The following is a 20900-nucleotide window of genomic DNA, read 5'->3' as shown; positions in this document are numbered from 1 at the left end:
TGACACTGCATCAATGCCCAAGTCCGTACTGCTGCTCTGCCTCGCGCTGCTCACTGCCTGCGCTTCCGCTCCGACCCCGCCGGCCAGCGCGCCGCCCGCGGCGCAGCTGCCCGATTCCACCCGGTTCGAGCCGGACATCGTCGCCTTCGAACAGGCCGACAGCGTCGTCCGTCGCCGGCCCGGTGGCGTGGTGTTCGTCGGCAGTTCCTCGATCCGCCTGTGGGACACCCTTGGCGACGATTTCCCCGGTGCAGCCCCGATCAACCGCGGTTTCGGCGGCTCGCGCCTGCGCGACACGACCTATTACGCGCAGCGCATCGTCGTCCCGTACCAGCCGCGCGCGGTGGTGGTGTATGCCGGCGACAACGACCTGGCCGAAGGCCGCACGCCGCAGCAGGTGCGCGACGATTTCGCCGCGCTGGTGACGCAGCTGCGCGCCCAGCTGCCGCAGGCGCGCATCGCCTTCATCTCGATCAAGCCCAGCCCGGCGCGTCAGGCCTTGCTGGGACAGATGCGTGAAGCCAACGAGCTGGTGCGCGAGTATGCGCGCCGCCAGCAGGGCGTCGCCTACCTCGATGTCGCCACGCCGATGCTGGCCGCCGATGGCCAGCCGCGCGAGGAACTGTTCCTGGGCGATCGCCTGCACATGAACCCGAACGGCTATGCCATCTGGACCGGCGTCGTCGGCAAGTGGCTGGATGCGCTGTAAAGGCGCCATGAGTCGCCGCCCTCGCTCGTTGCTGATCGGCCCGCTGCTGATCGGATTCCTGTTCGCCTGCGCCGCTGCGCAGGCGCAGGCGCCCTTGCCGGCGAAGGCGCAGCAGGAAATCGACCAGCTGATCACCGCCCTCGGAAGTTCCGGCTGCCAGTTCCAGCGCAACGGCAGCTGGTACCCCGCCAGCGAGGCGCAGTCGCATTTGCGCCGGAAGTACGACTACCTGCGCAAGCGTGACATGGTCGCCAGCGCCGAGCAGTTCATCGAGCGCGCCGGCAGCCAGAGCAGCATGAGCGGCAAGGCTTACCAGGTTCGCTGCCCGGGCCAGCCCGCGGTGGCGTCCTCGACCTGGCTGACGAAGCAATTGGGCGAGATTCGTCACGCCCGGCCCTGAGCGCCGGCGCTAGACTGCCGCCGTCGCCGCCAGGGAGTGCGCCGCCATGAATGCCACCCGCTCACTGTCCCGCTCTCGCCACGACCGGATGATCGCCGGCGTGCTGGGCGGCATCGCACGCAGGTTCGGCTGGAGCTCGACGCTGCTGCGCGTCGCCTACGTGCTGATCTCCATTGCCTCGGCGGCGTTCCCGGGCATCCTGGTCTACCTGATCCTGTGGCTGCTGGTTCCCGAAGGCGACTGATCGGAGATTGAGCCGCGGTGACTCGGCATTGGGGCGAGCTGCGCTAGGCTTCACCGATGTCGACGTTCCTCACCCGCGGACTGGTCGCGCTCGGCGCGCTGTGGACCTTGCCCAACACCCTGATCGGACTCGCCCTTGGTGCGGCCGGGCTGGCCTTCGGCGCGCACGTGCACTGGCGTCGTCGCGAGCTGGCGCTGGTATTCCATCGCTGGCCGTGGGGGCCGGGCGGGGCGATCACGTTTGGCAACGTCATCCTGCACACCGGCGACAGCCTGGACTCGCCGTGCGTCACCTATGCGCACCGTGCCGGCCACGGCGACGAACCGGCGATCGTCCTGGCAGATCACGAGCGGGCGCACGTCTACCAGTACCTGGCGCTGGGCCCGTTGTTCCTGCCGTTGTACCTGGTATTCGGCGGCATCAGCGTGCGCAACCGCTTCGAACGCGCGGCCGATCGCTATGCGCGCACCGGCCACGGCTGGTGGCCGTGGGCGCGCTGACGCTTATTCGAACGCCACCTGGTTGCCTTCGCTGCGCCAGCCTTCGAAGCCACCGGCCAGCGGTCGCACGCGCTTGAAGCCATGTTTGTTGAGCTCGCGTGCGAGCACCGCCGCGGAGGCTTCATTGGGGCAGTCGCAGTACACGACGACTTCGTCGCGAGGCAGCAGATTCGCCTCGCCCAGCGTGCGCACGAACACCGCACCAGGGATCCAGCCGGAGGCATTGCGAAGCGGTTCCGGGCGCACGTCGAGGATCAGCGGTGAAGTGCCCTCGTCGATCAGCTGGCGCAGCTCCATCGGCGTGATCCGCGCCATGCGCAACTGGCGCAGGAACATCTGCCGCCGCCACAGCTTCCACAGCACGAACGCCGCGATCAGGATGAGGATGGCCGGCAACGCGAAGCGACCGAGGTCCTCCAGCTGCGCCAGGACACTGTTGACCGCTTCATGGAAGATCGCGCCAAGCGCGACGGCCAGTCCGGACCAGAGCAGCGCGCCGATGCCGTCGTAGAACAGGAAACGGCCCGTGCGCGTACCAGTCTCGCCGGCCAGCGTCGTCGCCACCGCGGCGAAACCGGGAATGAACTTGGCCACGATCAGTGATGGCGCGCCCCAGCGCGAATACACACCGCGCGTCATCAGCACGCACGAGTCGGGCGACAGCGACAACCGGCACATCAGCCGCAACAGCTTCGCGCCCAGGCGCCTGCCACCGACGAACCACAACCAGTCCGCCATCACGGCGGCGAGCGTCGCCACGATCAGGATCGGCCACACGCTGTCGCCGCGATCCACCGCCAGTGCCGCGGTCAAGATGATCGGCGGATAGGCCGGGACCGGAATGCCGCCCTGGTCCAGGAACACGCTGACGAATACGACCAGCAGGCCGTAGACGGCAATCAGGTGCAGCAGCGTTTCCATGGGGGAAGGGCCGGGGGGCAGTATCGACATGGTAGGCGCGACATCGCGCTGGCGATAGCGCAGCCGGTGCACCGGTGCGTTGCCGTGATCGCAATGGTGCCGGTGCCGGACTCAGTCGATGGCGAAGCGTGCCCGTGTCCGGCCCAGGCGCAGGCCGTCCGGCCCGAAGCTCTGCTCGACGAAAGTGATGCCGTCGTCCTCGACCAGCACCACGGTGCTGCAGCGGGTGCCGTAGTTCGGGCCGCGCACAAACGGCGGCGACAGCCGGCGCTCCAGCTCCAGGCCGACGCCTGTGTCGGGCAGGGCGGCGTCGGGCGCCGGGGTGGTGTCTGCCAGTGCCTCGAACAGCGGGGCCAGCGCCGCGTCGTCGCTGGATTGCGAGTCCGGCGATTGCAGCCAGGATTCGAGCGCAGCCACGGCGTGGCCGCTCTTGGGCCAGCGTGCGTCGAAGGCGCCGTTGGACATGGCGTGGAGGCCGGGCGACACCGCGCGCTGCTCGAAAGCGGGGTAGTTGCTGGCGAAGGCGAGGTCGGCGCCATCCCAGGTCAGGAGGTTGAACCGGCCGTATTCAGCTGCATGGCCGGACAGGCCGTCGACAAAGGCCCGGTTGTCGTGGTCGCCCGCGACGAACCCGTGCACCAGTGCGCCGCGTGAGCGCGGCATCGCCCCTTCGGCGAGTCCGGCGCGGACGTTGGTCACTGCCGCCAGGCGTCCCCGCGTCGAGGCCATCAGCCAGCTGCCACCGGCGCGCAGGTCGCGGCCGCCGTAGACCGTGGGCTCGCCCGGATCGAACCCCGCCGGCGACGCCGGCCGGTCATGGGCCTCGTCGCGGTTGGCGATGAGCGCAAGACGGTAACGGGGGTGGGCACGCCAGGCGACGGCAATCAGGCACATGCGGAGGGCTTCGGCTCGGGCAGGGGTGTAGGGAAAGTCCTACATACCAGAGCGATGCCGCCCGACTGCGAACAGCGCCTGGTTTGTGGAGGCTATGACGATGACACAGGAACCGCCTGCTCGCAGGACGGCCGCCCGCTCCAACCGCCCGCTCCCGGCGCCGGAGGTGACCCATGTACCGAGTAGAACTCTCTCGACAGGATGGAAGCGTCCTGCCTCAGCAGGTCGCCGAAGCGTCGGTGGACTATGCCAGTGCCGAAGCCGCGCTGGCCGCCGTGCTGCCGCAGGCCAAGCGCTGCGCCGAAACCATGAGCCAGGCGCTGTGGCTGCGCATCTACGACGAGCGCGCCCGGGTCGTCTTCGGCACCCTCCTGCTCTGACTTGTGGCGTCCGGCGACGAGCCTTTCAGGCGACGTCCGCCTCATCCTTCGCCTGACGGCGAACCGCGCCGGGCGATGACCCGGCATGTCGCTTGAACGCGCGACTGAACGCCGCTTCCGACTGATAGCCCCGTTGTCCGGCCAGCGCGCCTCCGGCGTGCGTCGGGACGTGGCGACGCCGATGCAGATTTGCCGGGTTTGCGCGCGATGCGCAGCGGACGGGATGATTTCAACCTGCACGCGCAGGCATGCATCCAAGGACGCATGCGCCAGGCAGCGACGAGTTGCCGAGGCGTTCCCCCTCGACAGGACCACGATATGAAGCTAGCTGCCTCGTTATTGCTGATCTCTTCCGGATTCACCACTGCCGCCGTCGCCGCTGACGACGGCGCAGGCTGCCACGCCGGCGCTTATGCGCTCGATGATGGCCGCATCGTCGTCATCGCGACCGTCAGCGAACCGGCCGACCTGCGCTGGCGCACGCTCGACGGTCGCAGCGGATTGCTCAAGCGCGACGCGGACGGGCAATGGAACAGCAGCGTCGGCTGGACCGGTCGCGCCGATGGCCTCAAGGCCCGCTTCGGCGATTGCAGCGATGGCAGGATCACCTTCGACGGACATGCTGGCCAGCGCCGGCAGTTCGACATCACCGAGACGACATTCCAGGGCAACGGCGTGAAGCTGCGCGGTCGCCTGGTGCTGCCGCGTGGCGACCAGCCGGTGCCGATCGCCATCGAGGTGCACGGCTCGGAGAACAACTCGGCGGTGCAGGGCCTGTACACCCAGTACCTGTATCCCGCGCATGGCATTGGCGTGTTCGTGTACGACAAGCGTGGCACCGGCGAATCGACCGGTACATACACGCAGAACTTCCACCTGCTCGCCGACGACGCCAAGGCTGCGCTCGCGGAAGCGCGACGTCTCGCCGGCAAGCGCGTGCAGCGCATCGGTTACGACGGTGGCAGCCAGGGCGGCTGGGTGGCCCCGCTGGCGGCGAGCCAGAGCAATCCGGACTTCGTCGTCGTGCGCTTCGGCCTGGCCGACAGCCCGCTGGCCGAGGACCGCGAACAGGTGGTGCTCGACCTGCGCAATGCCGGCTTCGGCGACGATGTCATGAAGCAGGCGCGTGAAGTGACCGACATCACCGGCGACATCGTCGCCTCTCGCGGCACCAAGGGCTGGGAGAAGCTGGACGTCGTGCGCAAGAAGTACGGCGCCCAGCCGTGGTGGCCGGCGATGAAGGGCGAGTTCACCGGGCTGGTGGTGTCGCTCACGCGCGACAGGGCCGCCGAACTGGCGCCGGTGCTGGAACAGGAAACCAGCTGGGAGTTCGAGCCGATGCCGACGCTGCGCAGCCTGCGGGTTCCGCTGCTGTGGGTGCTGGCCGGGGAAGATCGCGAAGCGCCGCCGCAACAGACCCGCGAACGCCTGCTGCAACTTGCCCACGAGGGGCGCGCGGTCAGCGTCATCGAGTTCCCGTCGACCGACCACGGCATCCTCGAGTTCGAAACCGCAGGCGATGGCGAGCGCACCCCGACGCGGTATGCCGATGGCTACTTCCGGGTCGTCAACGACTGGATCGGCAGCGGCAGGTTCGTCGCGCCGCCGTATGGCACCGGCAAGATCCTGGCCGCGCCGAAGTAACCGTCATCCGAGTGACGGGCCTGCCCTTAATCGGCAGGCCCTTCGCTGATCCCACGTCGCAGCTCTCAGGCAGCGCTTCGCGTCAGCCGCAGGCCCACGCCGGTATCGACGATCGCAAAGGTGTCGTCGTCGAGCCGGTCGACCGGTCCGCCATCGTTGAGGTAGTAGGTGCGCAGGCTTTCAACGCGGCGTCCGAGCCCGTCGGCGCCGCGCGTGTCGATGTATGTACGCCGCACGTGGATGGTGTAGCGGTTTCCTGCATCGTCATAGGCGTGGAACGTATCAGTCGTCATGGCAATGCTCCCCTTGGGCCGGCCGGAAGGGTGAAGCGCAGCGGTCTCGCAGGCTGCGACGTTCGGCGGCGGCAATATCTGTGCCATGGGAGGCGTCGATGCCGCGTGAGTGCGGAATATGGGGAGGTCGCGCGTGCAATCTGGGGAGCGTTCCCGATGTGGCCGGGCGGCGCTTTTCCTACGCTGGCATCGCAGTCCGGATCGCGGACTGAGCCAATCACCGAGGCACCGGCCATGACTACCTTCCTGATGGAACTCGTCTCCTCCAGCGGCCTGTTCGCGCCCCTGAACGCGCGTGCGACGGCCCCCTCCCTCACCTTCAGCCTGCGCGACTGGCAAGACGTGGAATTCGAGACCACCGAACCCGTCCAGCACGTCCACCGAGAGCGCGACTTCGGCGTCGGCTATGGCAACAGCTCCGGCTACGCCAGCGACCGCCACTACACCAGCGACTGGATGCCCGACCGCTTCGGCTTTGTCTGAATCCGCATCGCCACGTCGAGGAACCGGACATGCCCAGATACCTGATCGAACGCGCCTTCGCCGCCGACCTCGCCATCCCCGCCAGCGAGGAAGGGGCCAGGGATTGCGCGCGGATAGCCAGCATCAATGGCGACAGTGGCGTGAGCTGGCTGCACTCCTATGTGACTGCCGATCGGCGCAGGACGTTCTGCATCTACGACGCGCCGTCGCCGGAGGCGATCCGGCAGGCGGCGCGCCGCAACGGCCTGCCGGTGGCCAGCATCATCGAGATTTCCGACCTTTCACCGTTCTTCTACTTCTGAATGCGCGTGTGCCTTGCAGGCGCACTGACTCGACCGGGAGCGCTGCCCCCATTCGTTTCCTGGGGGGATAATCGGGTAGCGATACCCCGGAGCCGGCAAGGTGGAGCTGATCGAGCGAGGCCACGCACTGCATTTGTTGCAGGGTGCACTTGATGTTGCCGGCCAGGGCGCCGGCCGCACGGCGCTGGTTTGCGGCGAAGCCGGAATCGGCAAGACCTCGCTGCTGACGCAACTGGTCGGGGGCGATGGCGTGGGACGTGTGCTGTGGGGTGGCTGCGAAGCGTTGTTCTCGCCGCGTCCACTGGGGCCGCTGTACGACATGGCCAGTGCGATGGGCAGCAAGTTGCAGGCGCTGCTGGGCAGGGAAGGGCATCGGACGGAGTTGTTCAGCTGCTTCCTCTCGGAGTTGCAGGAGTCGAGCGATCCCACCATCGTCGTGCTCGAGGATTTGCACTGGGCCGACGCGGCGACACTGGACCTGGTGAAGTTCCTGGCGCGGCGCATACAGCGTGTTCGCGCGCTGCTGGTGCTGACGTATCGCGACGACGAACTCGGCGACCGCCATCCGCTGCAACTGGTGCTGGGCGACCTGCCCGCGGACGCGGTAGTGCGCGTGCCGCTGTTGCCGCTGTCGGAGGCGGGTGTGGCGGAACTGGCGCGACAGTCGAGCCATTCCGCCGAAGGCATCTACGCCACGACCGGTGGCAATCCCTTCTTCGTCACCGAAGCCCTGCGCGCCGAAGGGCTGCCCGTGTCGGTTCGCGATGCCGTGCTCGCGCGCGCGGCCCGGCAACCGCCCGCGGTGCGCGCGCTGCTCGACCTGGCGGCGATCGTTCCGGCGCGCATCGAGATCGAGATCGTCGAGGCGGTACTGGCGCCCGCGCCCGAGGACATAGCGGCGGCGCTCGCGTCCGGCCTGCTGATCGCGGACGGCCGCACCTATGCATTCCGCCATGAGCTGGCGCGCATCGCAGTCGAGCAGGCATTGCCGGCGCCGATGGCAGCGGCGCTGCATGCCAGGGTGCTGGCCTTCCTCGAACAGCGCGGGCAGGGTGCGGCGATGTCACGCCTGGTGCACCACGCCTCCGGCGCCGGCGATGCGCAAGCGGTGCTCAAGTACGCGTTGCAGGCCGGAAACGAGGCCGCTGCGCATGGCGCGCACTGCCAGGCTGCCGCACTCTACGGAACCGCTCTCGTGCATGCCGGTACGCTTGCGCCCGTCGACCGTGCGCAGTTGCTCGGGGATCTGTCGTACCAGTGCTACCTCGTCGAACAGAACGACGACGCCATTGCCAGGCGGTTGGAAGCGCTGGCGATCTGGCGCGAGCTGGGCGACGTCAGCCAGGAGGGGCGAGCCCTGCGCTGGTTGTCGCGCCTGAACTGGTTCGGCGGCCGCCGCCAGGAGGCCGAGGATTACGCCAACCAGGCGGTGAACCTGCTGCGCGACCTGCCCGACGACGAAGCGTACGCCTGGGCGCTGAGCAATCGCTCGCAGCTGTACATGCTGTCCGGGCACACCGCCGAATCGGTGGAGTGGGGCACGCGCGCGATCGAGCTGGCCACCAGGATCGGCAGCAACGAAGTGCTCGCGCACGCCCTCAACAACGTCGGCACGGCCCGCTATGCCGAGGGCGAGGAGCCCGGCAAGGCGATGGTCGAGCAGAGCCTGCGGATCTCGCTGGCCAACGATTACGAGGAACACGTCGCGCGCAGTTACGTCAATCTGATCAGCACGGCAGTGAAGTTGCGCGATTACGCCGAGGCCATCCGCCAGATCGAGGATTCCTCCGCCTACTTTGCCCCGCGCGACCTGGATTCGTGGACGAACTACATCCGCTCGTGGCAGGCACGGCTCGATTTCGAGCGCGGCAACTGGGACGCCGCCGCGAGCGAGGCCTTGCGCCTGGTCCGTGCGCAGGGCGTGGCGCCGATCACGCGCATCTGCGCCCTGGCCGTGCTGGCGCGCTTGCGACAGCGTCGCGGCGATCCGGGCGCGCGCGAACTGCTGGAAGAAGCCACGGTGCTGTCACGGCAGTCCGGCGAACTGCAGCGGCTGGCGCCGGTCGCGGCGGCGCATGCCGAAGAAGCGTGGCTGCGCAACGACGGTGCCGGTGTCGATGAACTGGTGGCCCTGGCCCATGCCATGGCCGAGCAGCGCGGCGACGAGCGCTCGCTGGGCGAGTTGCGTTACTGGTGCCTGCGCCTGGGTGTCGCCGATGGCGGCCCCGACGGTGCCGAGGCGCCTTACGCGCTGCAGATCGGCGGGCACTGGAAGGAGGCTGCCGCGGCCTGGGCGCAGTTGGGATGCCCCTACGAACAGGCACTGGCGTTGCTTGAGGGCGACGAATCGGCGATGCGCGAGGCGCTGGCGCTGCTGGAAGGACTCGGCGCTGCCGCTGCGGCCAATCGATGCCGCGAGCACATGCGCGAAGCCGGCGTTCGCGGCCTCGCCCGTGGACCGCGCGCCACCACCAGCGCCAACCCGGCCGGACTGACCGCACGCGAGTTGCAGATCCTGGGCCTGCTTGCCGACGGCCTGAGCAATGCCGATATCGCCCGGCGACTGGTGCGCTCGGAGAAGACCGTTGACCACCACATCTCGGCGATCCTGCGCAAACTCGACGTGCGCTCGCGCAGCGAGGCCGTGGCGGTGGCGCGGCGCACCGGTGTATTCGCGACGGAAGTCGTGGGCGAGCGCCGACGCAGTGACCGGCGCCGCTCAGATGGCAGGTGAGGCCATCGGCGGACTGGTCCGGCCACGACCGCGGCCCTCGCGCAGCCACTCCAGTGCGACGATCGCGCCCCAGGCGTAGAGCGTGACCAGCACGAACAGCGTGAAGCGCGCCAGGAACTCGCGGTAGACGTCATCGCCGGTGCTGTCCTGCACGGCCGGGCCGACCAGGATCAGCATCGTCACGAACACGTTGACCCAGAACGACGGCGGGTGGCGATTGGCGACCACGCCATACAGGCGGCTGCCTATGTGGATCCCGAACAGCAGCATCCACAGGAAGAACATCCACAGGTTCGGCAGCAGCTTCAGTGCGAACCAGAAGGCCATCGCATAGATGCCGGCCAGGAACGTCGACCCGATCAGCTCACGCCCGGCCGCGCGAGCACTGATGGTCGAGCCCTGCTGGGCCAGCATCACCGATTTCATGATCGTCGGCATGTACATGCCCGGGTTGGTGAAGGCCAGCATCACCGGCGGCAGCACGATCAGGACGGTACGCAGTGCGAGCCATGTCGCACGCTCGTTGCCATCCGGGACCGGCTTGGCCGCGGGCGAGGCCGGTGCAGACTCGGGAAACAGTGGCTGCACCAGCCACTGGCAGACCACCGTCACGGCGATGCCGACGAGCAACGCGTTGACCACCGCGCTCGCCAGCGCGAAGTCCATCAGTCCGGCGGCCGGGATCATCGTCAGGCCGACCGCGAGCAACGTGCCGACCAGGCCCTTGCCCTTGCCGACGCTGAGGTAGGTGCTGACGTAGAGACCCGCCGCGATCATCAGCACCGCCGACACCGGGTAGTTGCGCAGCAAGGGGTTCAGCACCAGTCCGATGCCGAGGGTGACGGCGACCAGCAGCAGCAACATGAAGAGGGCTTTTGGCCCCGGCGGCGGCGCCGGCGTGGCGGTCAGAAGCACCGCGAACAGCGGCGCCATGAACGGCAACGGCATCGCCAGGCCGTAAGCGAGCGCGACCGACAGCGCCACCACGGAGGCGAGCCGGAAGGTACGCCTGGCGGCAGGCGCGATCATCGCGTCAGGTCCGGTCAGTACGCATAGGTGAGCCAGCTGGCGATGCGGATGTAGATCTTGCCGAGCAGCTTGAGCACGCCGGCGCCTTCGCCGTAGGCGATCACCGAAGCCTGGCCGCCGATGCGCAGCCTGGCGCGGTCTTCCGGATCCAGGCCGGGGTCGATGCCGATGATTACCGGGAAGCGTTGCGACTGCCGCAGCCAGTCGCGATCGTTGTCGACCGATGGCAGGTTGCCCGCGCTCGGCGTGCGGCCGGCGCTGACGCCCAGGCCGACGCTGCGCACCTTGCCCTTGAACACATGGCCGGGCAGCACATCGAAGACGATGTCGACCGGCGTGCCGACCTTCATGTGGCCGAGGTTGTTCTCGGTGTATTCGGCACTGATCCAGATGTCGCGCACGCCGATCAGGGTCAGCACCGGGCTGCCGGTGCCTGCGAACTGGCCGACCTCGGTGCGCAGGTCGGTGATGACGCCGTCGGTGGAGGCCTGGACGACCGTGTTGGACATGTCCAGCTCGGCCTTGTCGACGGCGGTCAGGGCCGTCGCCAGCAACGTGTTCTGCTCGATGTCGTCGCCACCCATCGATTCGATGGCCCGGCGGATGTCGGCCTGGGCGGCCACGACCATGGCCTTGGCCTGTTCCAGGCTGGCGTCGGCGATTTCCTGGCGACGCACGGAGATGGTGCCCGGATCGGTTTCGCGCAGGCGCCGCAGGCGTGATGCGTCCTGCCGCGCCTTCACTTCGTTGGCGCGCGCGGCTTCCAGGTTGGCACGCGCCGCATCGACGGTGGCGCCGCCTGCGCCGACCTGCTTGCGCGCGTTCTCCAGATCCGAGCGCGCCTTGGCCAGGGCGATCCGGTACTGCGACTGGTCGATCTCGAACAACGTCTGCCCGTATTTCACGGTCTGGTTGTTGGCGACCGCGACCTTGGTCACTTCACCGGCCACCTTCGGCGCGACACCGACGATGTAGCCTTCGATCCGCGCCTGTGAGGTGTAAGGCGTGAAGCGGTCGGCGAACAGGTACAGCAGCAGGGTCAGCACGATGGCTGCCGCGACCCAGCGCCCGCCTTTGCGCACGGTCTTGCCGGCCTGGTCCTGGCCGGCGGGTGCTGGCGCGGGGCCGTCTGTCTTCTTGTCGTCGTTGCCTGCGCTCATTTCCGGTTCCCGCTGTCACTGTCGCTGGCCGGCCCCTCGGGGCGGGCAGGGAGGGGCGCCTCGAGCAGGCCGCCCCAGTTGGTCCTGGTCTTCATGGTGTCGCGCGTCGATTCCGGTAACAGATCGTGCGCCGGCATCTCGGTCCAGCCGCCGCCGGCGGCCTTGTACAGCGTGATGACCGCGCTGATGTGTGCGCTGTCATTGAGCAGTTCGCGCTCGGTCTGGGTGAACATCACGCGCTGCGCATCGAGCACGCGCTCGAAATCGGCATAGCCTTCCTGGTACTGGGAGTTGGCCAGTTCGAGCGAGCGTTCCGCGGCGCGCGCGGCGCCGCCCAGCGGCGCCTTCTGTTCGGCGGTCTTGACCACGGTGATGGCGGCATCGTCCATTTCGCGTGCCGCCAGCAGCGCCGTGCTCTGGAACAGTTCGATGGTCTGTTGCAACCGCGCGTCCTGCAGGCGCACATTGCTGGCGATGCGGCCGTAGTCGAGGATGTTCCAGGTGATGGCAGGGCCTGCGGCGATGCTGCGGACCTGCGGGCTGCCGCCCAGCGACGTGGTCGACCATCCGACGCTGCCGAGCAGCGTGATCGCAGGGAAGTAATCGGCCTTGGCGATGCCGATCTGCGCCGATTGCGCTGCAACCTGCCATGCCGCGGTGCGCAGGTCGCGCCGGCGCAGCAGCAGGTTGGCAGGCAATTCGCGCAGCACGGCGCCGTCGACGATCGGCAGGGGACGCGCCACCATCTCCAGTTCGGGGACGTCGCCGGGTTTGCGGCCGAGCACGGCTGCGAGCGCATTTCGTACGCGCACGAGTTGGCCTTCGAGGTCCGGGATGGTTGCCAGCGTGCCCAGGTATTGCGCCTTGGCCTGTTGCAGGTCGAGTTCCGATTCCTGTCCGCTGCTGAACAACTGCTCGGTGATCTCCAGGCTGCGCTTCTGGATCGCGGTGTTCTTGCGGGCGATGTCGATCCTGAGCAGCGTCGTGCGGTAGGCGAAGTAGAGATCGGCGACCTGCGCGGCCAGCAACACCTGCACGTCCTGCTGGTTGGTGACCGAGGCGAAGAATCCCGCTTCGGCCGATTCGATGCCGCGGCGGAAGCGTCCCCAGAAATCCAGTTCCCAGGCCAGGTCGAAGCCGGCGCTGAAGGCACCGTAGTTGTCGTGGACGTCGGGGCCCGCGCCGCCGCTGCTGCGACTGTCGATGTAGGTCGCCGAGCCTTTGAGCTGCTGCAGTTGCGGGTACAGGTTGGCGCTGGCGATGCCCAGGACGGCGCGGCTTTCCATGATCCGCAGGCCGGCGATACGCAAGGATGGATTCTCCTTGCGCGCGGTATCGACCAGCGAGTTCAGCACCGGATCGTTGAAGGCATGCCACCAGAACTGCAGGTCGAGATCGCGCTGCTGCCCCGGGCCGACCGCCTGGCCATACAGGTCGGTCTGCCATTCGTTGAGCCAGGCGATGTCGGGCTCTTCGTAGTCGGGCCCCAGCGTGGTGCAGGCGCCGAGCAGCAATCCCGAGGCAAGGACTGCGGCGCCGGCAACCTGCCGGGTCGCGTGTTTGCCCCCGGTGGCCCACATGATGGCCCGCATCATTGGCCGTGCGCTCCTGCGACTAATGGGCGTTGTCCAGATCGATGGAGTCGGCCGGTGCCACCGGCACGATCGGGGCCGGCACTCGCGAATCGACCCATTCCATGAACAGCTTGTACGCCACGGCCAGCAACACGGCGCCGACGAACAGGCCGAGGATGCCCCCGGTCACCATGCCGCCGATGGCGCCGATCAGGATGACCAGCATCGGTGCATCCACGCCGCGTCCTAGCAGCAGCGGCTTGAGCACGTTGTCGGCCATGCCGGCAATGAGGAAGTAGATGGTGAAGATCACCTTCATCACAGTGGAGGAGCCGTCGTCGGCCCACCACAGGTAACCGATCGCGGGCAACGAGATGATCAGCGCGGGCAACTGCAGGATGCCGAGCAGCATCGTGATTGCCGCCCACACGCCGGCCGCCGGTATGCCTGCAAACAGGAAGCCCATGCCCAGCAGCAGCGCCTGGATGAAGGCGACGCCGACCACGCCGGCAGCCACCGAGCGTACCGTGGCGACCGCAAGCTTCAGGATGCCCGCACCTTCGGCCGGATTGGTCAGCCGCACCAGGATGCGTTCGGCGGCGCGTTTGCTGGCGTCGGCGTAAACCATCAACACGCCGGCGACGACTATCGCCGCCAGGAACATCAGGATCGCGCCGGCGGCATTGGCCGCCATCACCAGCGCCTTGCGCAGGTAACCGCGGATGATCTCGGAGTTCTTGTGGATGTAGGCCGGCAGGTTGTCGGCCGCCTCGGCCCACGCCGCGTGCACGCGTTCACCGACCAGGGGCCACTGCGCCACCTTGGGGTCCGGCGCCGGCACCGTGAAGGTGCCTTTCTCGAACGACTGGTGGACTTCGCTGATCTGGCTGGCGAACGAACTGCCCAGGATCACCATCGGCACGCCCAGCAGGAGCAGCAGTGCCAGAACCAGGACCGTGGCGGACAAACCGCGACGGCCGCCCAGTCGGCGCACCAGACCCTGGTAGAGCGGGTAGATGGCGATGGCCAGGATCACGCCGAGGATCACCAGGTTCGCGAACGGCGCGAATATGCGCACGCAGACGATTGCCAGGAACGCGATCAGGCCGACCTTGACGAGGGTTTCGGCCAGATCGGAGGTGACGAGCTTGCGCAGCGTTTCTTGATCTACGTTCACGTGGAAATCCTCCTTGACGTCGGCCGCCCCCTCGCATGGGTTCGGACGCCTGTGGTGATGTGGGGGATGGATCCATCCGTCCCCGGTTGATCGCTTGCGCCGGCGGGACCTCAGCTGAGGCGCCGGTAGATCCTGACGACCACCTCTTCGGCGATCAGCATCACGACGATCACGGTGATCAGCACCAGCAGGCCATGCCAGCGCCCATCAAAGCGGACGTCGGTACCGAACGCGAACGAGATCGCTTCGAGGATCACGAACTTCGAGCCGAACAGGATCAGCCACGCCGAGAACCAGCGCATGAAGGTCATGAAACCGCCCGGGCGTGCCTTGAAGAACGCCGCGACGTAATGCTCGAGGGCGATGGTCAGCTTGAGCAGGATCTGCAGCAGCAGCGCTGCCATCAGCGACACGGTGAACGACTCGATGTGGACCCTATCGGAGAACTCGTCGAAAAGGTTCAGCACCACCAGGTCGATGAGGATAGCGCTGTAGTAGCGCACGAACAGCCGCTGCTTGTTCGAGGGAGGCTCGGCCTGCAGCGGCATCAAGGTGTCCGCGGTCGTCATCGATTTCCCCGTGAGTGGTCGTTTGTGACGGGGCGGGCGCCCATTCGCGCAACGATGCCAACGTGGTTGTTAAGGCGGCGTTAGTCCGAATGGCCGCCGCCGGCAATCAAGCCGCCAGTCTGTGCTCGAAGTACGGCCGTTCACGGTCATCGAGAATGGCGTACATGGCAGACAGGTTGTTGGGGTCCGGGTTTAGCCAGGCGTCGATGTTGCGGCGCTTGATCGGGATGATGCAGCGATCATGGCCCACTGCTGCGATCTCGGCCGGTGGCTCGTCGGTGATGGCAGCGAAGGAAAGCAGCTCGGCACCGTGCGAGCCTTTCCACTTCGACCAGACGCAGGCGATCAACATGTCCTGCTCCGGTTCCGGGCGGAACTCGAGCACTACGTTCTCGTCCTTCTCGTCCGGCCCGAGCTCGCGATGCTCGACGGCGTGGCGGCTGACGTTCTCGTAGAACGCATTGACTACCACTATCCCGTGCGTGTGGCCGAACTGCTCCTTCCAGAACCCTTCGAGGTTGTCGCGACGGGCGTTGTAGGTGCCCGGGAAGCGCTGGTCGAAGTTGGCCGGCTTGCCTTCGGGTCGGCACTGGTAGCGCATCGGCTTGATCACGCGCTGGCCGTTCTCCCAGACCATCACCGGCGCGTAATGGCCGGGGAAGATCCGCGAATCGTCGGCGACCAGCGCGCTGCGATGCAGGTCGGCCAGCTTGCCGCGCGTCCACTCGATCTTGTCGGTGGCGATGCGCTTTTCCTCGAGCGCTTTCTTGGTGGTCTTGTCGAGCAGGATGCGCTCGGCGTCGAACAGACGCTTGCGTTGCTTGAACAGCTCCTGCTCGTATCGCCCGGTCTGGGCGCGGTTGAACTCGTCGATCAGGCCCTTGATCTCGTGCTGCAGGTCGGTCAGCGGCTCGGCGAAGGCGGCGTCCATTGCCTTGGGAATCCTGGCCTTGCCACCCTTGCCGCGCTCCCAGTACAGGCGCACGAAATCCTGGATGCTGATGGTGGCGCCGAAGACCTTGGCGAATTTCCGGTAGTCGGCCCAGATCTGGGCGGAGTAGCACATGGCGGTGGCCCTTGTTGCCGTGACCTTGGCCGGAATATACCTCCAGTCGCGTGGTGGGCCGGTGGCGCTCAGGCTGCTTAGTAGAGCAGGGCCGTAAACGAGAAGAGCAGCAGAAGCGAGATGCACAGTGACGCGAGGGCGAATGTCCACGCCCAAAGCCGAAGCGACGCTGCCAGCAGTGTCAGGCAGGTCAGGGCGAGACAACCGATTGCTGTCGCGATGGAGGCCACATCGGGCATGCCGCGGCTCAGAGCCCACATGTGCGAGTAGCCGGTGAGAACCAGGATGGCTGCAACGGTTACTGTCGCCATCGCCCTGGTTATCCGGCGATGTGTCGTTCGACGACTACGGTCAGCGAGGGGGGCGTCCATGGGCGGCGTCGCTCCTGTGGCCAGGACGTGATCGGGCCAACCTCACCCGGATCGCAGGCACACCTAACCAAACCTGGAACAGGCCGATGGTGTGGTCTCCTTAGGGCAACGGCGCCAGGTTCAACCGGCGGCCATCCGAGCGATGCAGCGAACCAGTGCGAACAACGTAGCGATATAAAAAACCAAGGGCCTGCGAATCATCGCAAGCCCTTGGCTTTCAAACTGGTGCCGGAAGTGGGACTCGAACCCGATATAGGCCGTCTCGATGCGTTCACCTTCATACCTGAAGAAGCGAAAGCTGGGCTGGTACGTTCAAGTGGCTGTGCCGCGTGAGCTGCAGTCGATGCTTGGTGTCAGTCCTGTCCTTCGGTCCCTCAAGACCCGCGACGAGAAAGAGGCAAACCGCCGAAAGCACGAGGTGGTCGCAGCTATCTTGTCTGAGTTCGAGCAGGCGGCGGCGAGAGCGCCCGTCAGCTCGGAGGTCACTGCTGAAGCAATCCTCCAGTCAGCCCTTGTTGCGCGTCGAGCGCTTGAGGCTGGGCAGGGCAACCGGCGCGATGCCGAACTCGCCCATGAAGTGGCGGTGGATGATTTCCTTGAGGCTCAGGGGCGCGTCAACGGCCTGGACGCGCAGGGTCATCCGAAGATCCCAGCCAGTTCGGTGGCGCTGCTCAAGCGCTCCTACAACGCCTTGGCGGGGCGTCAGGAGCTCACGTTGTCCCACCTGTTTGGTGTGTACCTGAAGGAGCAGGAGAAGCGCCTTACCGCCCAGACCATTGGCGATAAACGACGCAGGCTGGAGGCGTTTTTCGAATGGTTCGGGGCTGACCGCGAGTGCGGGGAGGTAACCAGGAGGGTTGCGGGCACATACGTCACCGAGGTTATCCAGAGACGCACCCAGAAGGATGCCGACGGAAACTCGGTGCCGCTTTCAGCCAAGACCCGGGTGAAAGAGACAAGCGACCTGCGGGCGTTTTTCGAATGGATGGTCGGGCGAGGGCTTGTCGAGGAGAACCCATTCTTCCGCATGGTTCGAACCATCAAGGAATCGAGCAGGGCCGAGCCCAATGTGCGCCGGGCGTGGAAGCCGTCCGAGCTCTCCAAGGTCCTCCATGGGGTTGATCCGAATGACCCTCTTTGGTCCCTGACTGCGATTGCCGCTTACACCGGCATGAGGCGGGAGGAGGTCGGAGAGCTAGAGGTGGGCTCGGTAGAGGGAGCCATCTTGAAGATCGAAAGGGGCAAGACCAAGGCTGCGAATCGAAAGGTTCCCATCCACCCGGCCATCGCGCCGTTGGTGAAGCAGCTTGCGAAGAGTTCGACAGATGGCTTCCTTATTCCGGGATTACTTCGGGGAGGTCCGGATAAGAAGCGGTCCTGGTACCTCGGGAAGCGGTTCGGTCGCGTGATCCGGCAGTTGGGTATTGCAGTCGGCCAAGGCATCAATAGACTCCGACGGAAAGCCAAACGTTGTCTGCGGCGGCATTGTCGTACAGTCTTAGGCTCTGAGATTGTTAGGGGTATATTGCGACTAGCGAGTCGTGGGCGACAGCTGCCGCAGGCTGTTGTTTTTCTTTCCAGGGGAGATCAATGCTCAATATCGACCTTAAATCTTTAGGTGGCATGGAGAGTCATCGAGGCATCGGTTATATGATGCTTTTAACCTCGATCTTTGCACCCTCTTTCTTGGCGGTCGCTTTCCTCCGCCCTGAGTTGATTGGGTCGAATCTTCTTGCGGGCGTACTGATCGCAGCGAGCGTAGGCCTTATGGCTACTGCTGGGACGATTGCCTCTATCTTTCTCGGGGTATCAGAACCGCAAGCGGCGACCAGCCAAATGAAGAAGATTGGGGCTAGGTCTCTTGGCTTTGGCTCGGCCTTATCTTTGTTGGTTCAGGCCGTGGTGCTTGGTGGATCACAGCTTGCGCCAGCGGTCGTTCCGACCTTCAAGGCCTATGTCTTAGGCGTTGGAATACTGGTGGTGGTTCAGGCCTTCGGAATATTTGCAGGGAACTACCAGGAAGCCAGAAAGCGCCAAGCCAAGGCTGAAAAGGCTTCTGATGAGGCGGCGCGCTAACAGTTCGCAATTACCTATGGTTCGCAGGGTCGATCCACTCGATCTCTCGCACTAGCTCGCCGTTCCGCCCATGGCCAATGATGATCTGAGCGGCGTGCCCGTAACCGTACTCAGTTCTGAACTGCGCGAGCTTCTGTCGGTCCCTTGCCCTGGGTTGTGTGGGGCGCTTGATCTCCGCCACCAGCACATTTTGATCGTCGTTTCCCCGTGCGTGAATGAGAATGTCCGGGATTACGCCGGAGCGCGTTCGGTTGCCCGGGTTTCTCCGCGGTGGGATGCCGAGCGTCTTTTCACCGGTGAGGTGCCGGTTGTATTCACAATCCACGGTTACACCCGCCGGGATGCTCTCGGAGCACGCCATGTAGTGGGCTAAGCGGAACATGAGTGCCCGTTCGCACACATTCAGACGAATCAAGTCAGAATCGCGTTCGACCAAAAGCTCCAACGCCCGGTCGAGCAATGCTTCGACCTCCTCGCGCGTCATTTCGCCGTCCGACTCGGGCAGCGGTAGCGGACATACTCAGTCCCGCCGGTCGTATCAATCAGCATGTCTTCCCCAGGCGACAATCGGAAAGTGTTCGTGGAAAGCCATGTTTGGCCTTCTCCCGAGAGTTCGGCGATTAGCGCCAATTCATACCGCCCTTGGATTACGACGGCTTCAAGCGGCCCGTCGCTCTCGTAGAAGATGATCCGGTTCGCGTCGATTCGTAGCGCGGATTCGTGTTCGCCTTTGCCACACGCATCGATCACCTGGTTCCATTCACCACGGAACTGATGGGGCACCGACTTCAGTACGTCGGCCGCCGCTGCTGGTTCACTAATAGCAATAAGGATCAGTGCGACAAGGAATCTCATGCGTTCCCCTAGTTCAAGGACCAGCCGGCGTGATCTGCTACAGCGGATCGGTAAACCCCCATAGGAGATTACCGAGTGCAAGGCGCTTGCAACGATGCTAACGAAAAAGCCCTAAGGTCTCCCTTAGGGCTTTCAGTTGGTGTACTAGTAGGGTGTACTAGATGACACCTTGTTGGATAACTTAAGCCATTGAATTAAAAGGCTTAATGCAGATTGGTGCCGGAAGTGGGACTCGAACCCACACGCTTTTAAGGGCGGCGGATTTTGAGTCCGCTGCGTCTACCGATTCCGCCATTCCGGCGCGGTCGCGCAGTATAGCCGACGCGGCCGCCCGGAAGCAGGGGGTTGTTTCAGAGGCCGCCGTAGCGGGCCATCGCGGCGGCGAAGACGAAGATCGCCGCGACCAGGATCAGCTCGAAGCGGACGACACCGCGCAAGCGGCCCACCTCGGCGGAATCGGGCAGGTAGGACGGATTGGCGGCCAGCGCCTTGCGCCAGCGCAGGAAGCGCACGGTCGGCAAGATCGAGAGCAGGCCGACCAGCACGAACGCGCCCATCTTGGCGTGGAACCACGGGTTGTGCAGGTAGAAGTCGTGGCCCTTTACCCCGTAGATGATCCGGCAAATGCCGACCACGATCAGCAGCATCGCGCAGATGCCGTAGCCGCGGTCAATACCGGCCAGGCGCTGCAGTGTCGAGCGATCGACGCCGCCGCGCAGGAGCACGGCTTCGGCGACGAGCATCGCAACCAGGGCGTAAACGAGCAGGTGGTGCAGGGAGGCGAGGGTGAAGTCGGTCAGCATCGGGGGAGGCTCCGGCGGAAAACGCTCACCCTAGGCGATCGCCTCTGGCGTTGTAGTGCCAGAGGTCAGGAATTGTCCGCTGCCTTACGCCGCTTCGTCGGTCTGCAGCGTCTTGGCGACGCGGGCGAACCATTCGCCTTCATTCGGGACGAACATCGAGCACGCTTCCATCGGTGCCTTGTAGATGTGCAGCGAGACGGCGACCGATTCGCGGCTGGCGTTGCGGATGGTGTGGTACTCGTGCGGCGGAATCAGGCTGCCGGCGCTGCCGGGACCGGCATGCATGCCGCCGGCGGCGCGGAAGCGGAAACGCTCGCCATCGCGCTCGAGCAGTTCGTACTGCGTGATCTCCAGCTCGCCGTCCCAGACGCCTTCCACGCACCACAGGCCGCAGTGGTCGTGCACCGGCGTGCCCTGGCCCGGTCCCCAGGTCATCGCGACGACGCTGTAGCCCAGGCCCGGGCTGCGGTAGATCTCGCGGCGGGCGTAGTGGTCTTCGATCGGGTCGTGCACGCACGAGGGCAGTTGCACTTCGCGGTCGCGGATCATGCCGCACAGCGTGGTGCGCAGTGCCGCGGTGACGGCGTGTTCGTCGCCGGACGCAACCGCGGCGTCGATGGCGGCGACCAGCTTGTCGTGGCCGGGGAAATCGAGGTCGGGCAGTGCGTCGTTGATCGTCATGGCGCAATTCTATCGTGCGCCCGGCGCAGCGAATC

General features: G+C 65.9%; 25 protein-coding genes and 1 tRNA gene. 11 read left to right on the top strand and 15 right to left on the bottom strand.

Translation table 11 applies throughout. The features are described 5' to 3' along the window. Positions 1 to 13: 13 nt before the first annotated feature. From AC3A3Q_RS01305 to AC3A3Q_RS01290, 4 genes are read left to right on the top strand one after another with little or no spacing between them, the layout of a single operon-like run. A complete protein-coding gene (locus tag AC3A3Q_RS01305; RefSeq protein ID WP_487584540.1) occupies positions 14 to 709 on the top strand; it encodes an SGNH/GDSL hydrolase family protein in 696 nt (231 codons plus the stop codon). A gap of 7 nt (positions 710 to 716) precedes the next feature. Further along, positions 717 to 1109, top strand: coding sequence for a YfeK family protein (locus AC3A3Q_RS01300; RefSeq protein WP_487584539.1), 393 nt, complete (start codon positions 717 to 719; stop codon positions 1107 to 1109). Between the two features lie 46 nt (positions 1110 to 1155). Beyond that, entirely contained in the window at positions 1156 to 1353 is a 198-nt protein-coding gene (locus tag AC3A3Q_RS01295) for a PspC domain-containing protein (protein ID WP_487584538.1), read from the top strand. 56 nt (positions 1354 to 1409) lie between these two features. Then, positions 1410 to 1853, top strand: a complete 444-nt coding sequence (locus AC3A3Q_RS01290; protein ID WP_487584537.1) for a hypothetical protein — start codon at positions 1410 to 1412, stop codon at positions 1851 to 1853. Positions 1854 to 1856: 3 nt separating this feature from the next. Here AC3A3Q_RS01290 and AC3A3Q_RS01285 read toward each other — a convergent pair whose 3' ends face one another. After that, entirely contained in the window at positions 1857 to 2774 is a 918-nt protein-coding gene (locus AC3A3Q_RS01285; RefSeq protein ID WP_487584536.1) for a DedA family protein/thiosulfate sulfurtransferase GlpE, read from the bottom strand. 111 nt (positions 2775 to 2885) lie between these two features. After that, entirely contained in the window at positions 2886 to 3668 is a 783-nt protein-coding gene (locus AC3A3Q_RS01280) for an NRDE family protein (protein WP_487584535.1), read from the bottom strand. Positions 3669 to 3841: 173 nt separating this feature from the next. On the opposite strand from AC3A3Q_RS01280, the gene AC3A3Q_RS01275 reads away from it, so the two are divergent. Further along, positions 3842 to 4048: a hypothetical protein gene (locus tag AC3A3Q_RS01275; protein ID WP_200604943.1), complete on the top strand. Its 207-nt coding sequence runs from the start codon at positions 3842 to 3844 to the stop codon at positions 4046 to 4048. A 318-nt stretch (positions 4049 to 4366) separates the two neighbouring features. After that, the gene (locus AC3A3Q_RS01270; RefSeq protein ID WP_487584534.1) at positions 4367 to 5692 is read left to right on the top strand and encodes an alpha/beta hydrolase family protein; all 1326 of its coding nucleotides are present in this window, start codon (positions 4367 to 4369) and stop codon (positions 5690 to 5692) included. Between the two features lie 65 nt (positions 5693 to 5757). Here the strand turns inward: AC3A3Q_RS01270 and AC3A3Q_RS01265 are convergent, their stop codons facing one another. Next, on the bottom strand, positions 5758 to 5985 hold the full coding sequence (locus AC3A3Q_RS01265) for a hypothetical protein (RefSeq protein ID WP_487584533.1): 228 nt from the start codon (positions 5983 to 5985) through the stop codon (positions 5758 to 5760). Positions 5986 to 6219: 234 nt separating this feature from the next. Between AC3A3Q_RS01265 and AC3A3Q_RS01260 the strand changes: the two genes are divergently transcribed. From AC3A3Q_RS01260 to AC3A3Q_RS01250, 3 genes are all read left to right on the top strand, one after another. Continuing rightward, positions 6220 to 6468 carry a hypothetical protein gene (locus AC3A3Q_RS01260; protein WP_487584532.1) on the top strand — a complete coding sequence of 83 codons (249 nt, stop codon included), beginning with the start codon at positions 6220 to 6222 and terminating at the stop codon, positions 6466 to 6468. Between the two features lie 29 nt (positions 6469 to 6497). Further along, the gene (locus AC3A3Q_RS01255; protein WP_487584531.1) at positions 6498 to 6770 is read left to right on the top strand and encodes a DUF4242 domain-containing protein; all 273 of its coding nucleotides are present in this window, start codon (positions 6498 to 6500) and stop codon (positions 6768 to 6770) included. A 100-nt stretch (positions 6771 to 6870) separates the two neighbouring features. Further along, positions 6871 to 9504 (top strand): ATP-binding protein, encoded by a 2634-nt coding sequence (locus AC3A3Q_RS01250; RefSeq protein WP_487584530.1) that lies wholly within the window; start codon positions 6871 to 6873, stop codon positions 9502 to 9504. On the opposite strand, the gene AC3A3Q_RS01245 is transcribed toward AC3A3Q_RS01250, so the two are convergent. From AC3A3Q_RS01245 to AC3A3Q_RS01215, 7 genes are all read right to left on the bottom strand, one after another. Next, complete coding sequence (locus tag AC3A3Q_RS01245) at positions 9490 to 10533, bottom strand: DUF2955 domain-containing protein (protein WP_487584529.1); 1044 nt, start codon at positions 10531 to 10533, stop codon at positions 9490 to 9492. The genes AC3A3Q_RS01250 and AC3A3Q_RS01245 overlap by 15 nt on opposite strands. A gap of 14 nt (positions 10534 to 10547) precedes the next feature. Then, complete coding sequence (locus AC3A3Q_RS01240) at positions 10548 to 11693, bottom strand: HlyD family secretion protein (protein ID WP_487584528.1); 1146 nt, start codon at positions 11691 to 11693, stop codon at positions 10548 to 10550. Continuing rightward, positions 11690 to 13288: an efflux transporter outer membrane subunit gene (locus AC3A3Q_RS01235; RefSeq protein ID WP_487584527.1), complete on the bottom strand. Its 1599-nt coding sequence runs from the start codon at positions 13286 to 13288 to the stop codon at positions 11690 to 11692. The genes AC3A3Q_RS01240 and AC3A3Q_RS01235 overlap by 4 nt, the downstream gene beginning before the upstream one ends. 19 nt (positions 13289 to 13307) lie before the next feature. Continuing rightward, a complete protein-coding gene (locus AC3A3Q_RS01230) occupies positions 13308 to 14444 on the bottom strand; it encodes an AI-2E family transporter (RefSeq protein ID WP_487584526.1) in 1137 nt (378 codons plus the stop codon). Between the two features lie 110 nt (positions 14445 to 14554). After that, entirely contained in the window at positions 14555 to 15013 is a 459-nt protein-coding gene (locus tag AC3A3Q_RS01225; protein ID WP_487584525.1) for a hypothetical protein, read from the bottom strand. Between the two features lie 106 nt (positions 15014 to 15119). Continuing rightward, complete coding sequence (locus AC3A3Q_RS01220; protein WP_487584524.1) at positions 15120 to 16079, bottom strand: SOS response-associated peptidase family protein; 960 nt, start codon at positions 16077 to 16079, stop codon at positions 15120 to 15122. Positions 16080 to 16156: 77 nt separating this feature from the next. Next, positions 16157 to 16390 (bottom strand): hypothetical protein, encoded by a 234-nt coding sequence (locus AC3A3Q_RS01215; protein WP_487584523.1) that lies wholly within the window; start codon positions 16388 to 16390, stop codon positions 16157 to 16159. 325 nt (positions 16391 to 16715) lie between these two features. On the opposite strand from AC3A3Q_RS01215, the gene AC3A3Q_RS01210 reads away from it, so the two are divergent. Both AC3A3Q_RS01210 and AC3A3Q_RS01205 read left to right on the top strand, forming a co-directional pair. Continuing rightward, the gene (locus AC3A3Q_RS01210; RefSeq protein ID WP_487584522.1) at positions 16716 to 18068 is read left to right on the top strand and encodes a DUF6538 domain-containing protein; all 1353 of its coding nucleotides are present in this window, start codon (positions 16716 to 16718) and stop codon (positions 18066 to 18068) included. After that, positions 18041 to 18526, top strand: coding sequence for a hypothetical protein (locus AC3A3Q_RS01205; protein WP_487584521.1), 486 nt, complete (start codon positions 18041 to 18043; stop codon positions 18524 to 18526). The genes AC3A3Q_RS01210 and AC3A3Q_RS01205 overlap by 28 nt, the downstream gene beginning before the upstream one ends. Positions 18527 to 18536: 10 nt before the next feature. Here AC3A3Q_RS01205 and AC3A3Q_RS01200 read toward each other — a convergent pair whose 3' ends face one another. From AC3A3Q_RS01200 to AC3A3Q_RS01180, 5 genes are all read right to left on the bottom strand, one after another. Beyond that, positions 18537 to 19010: a hypothetical protein gene (locus tag AC3A3Q_RS01200; protein ID WP_487584520.1), complete on the bottom strand. Its 474-nt coding sequence runs from the start codon at positions 19008 to 19010 to the stop codon at positions 18537 to 18539. After that, entirely contained in the window at positions 19007 to 19381 is a 375-nt protein-coding gene (locus AC3A3Q_RS01195) for a hypothetical protein (RefSeq protein WP_487584519.1), read from the bottom strand. Before AC3A3Q_RS01195 ends, AC3A3Q_RS01200 begins: the two co-directional genes overlap by 4 nt. A gap of 214 nt (positions 19382 to 19595) precedes the next feature. Continuing rightward, positions 19596 to 19682, bottom strand: a tRNA-Leu gene (locus AC3A3Q_RS01190). Between the two features lie 49 nt (positions 19683 to 19731). Next, entirely contained in the window at positions 19732 to 20184 is a 453-nt protein-coding gene (locus AC3A3Q_RS01185) for a DUF2214 family protein (protein WP_487584518.1), read from the bottom strand. A gap of 84 nt (positions 20185 to 20268) precedes the next feature. Beyond that, complete coding sequence (locus AC3A3Q_RS01180) at positions 20269 to 20865, bottom strand: cysteine dioxygenase family protein (protein ID WP_487584517.1); 597 nt, start codon at positions 20863 to 20865, stop codon at positions 20269 to 20271. Between the last annotated feature and the right edge of the window lie 35 nt (positions 20866 to 20900).

Source organism: Lysobacter sp. Soil_C_59, assembly GCF_057656415.1.
The sequence above is the reverse complement of the archived record's forward strand: the minus strand, read 5'-3'. Positions and strand labels throughout refer to the sequence as shown.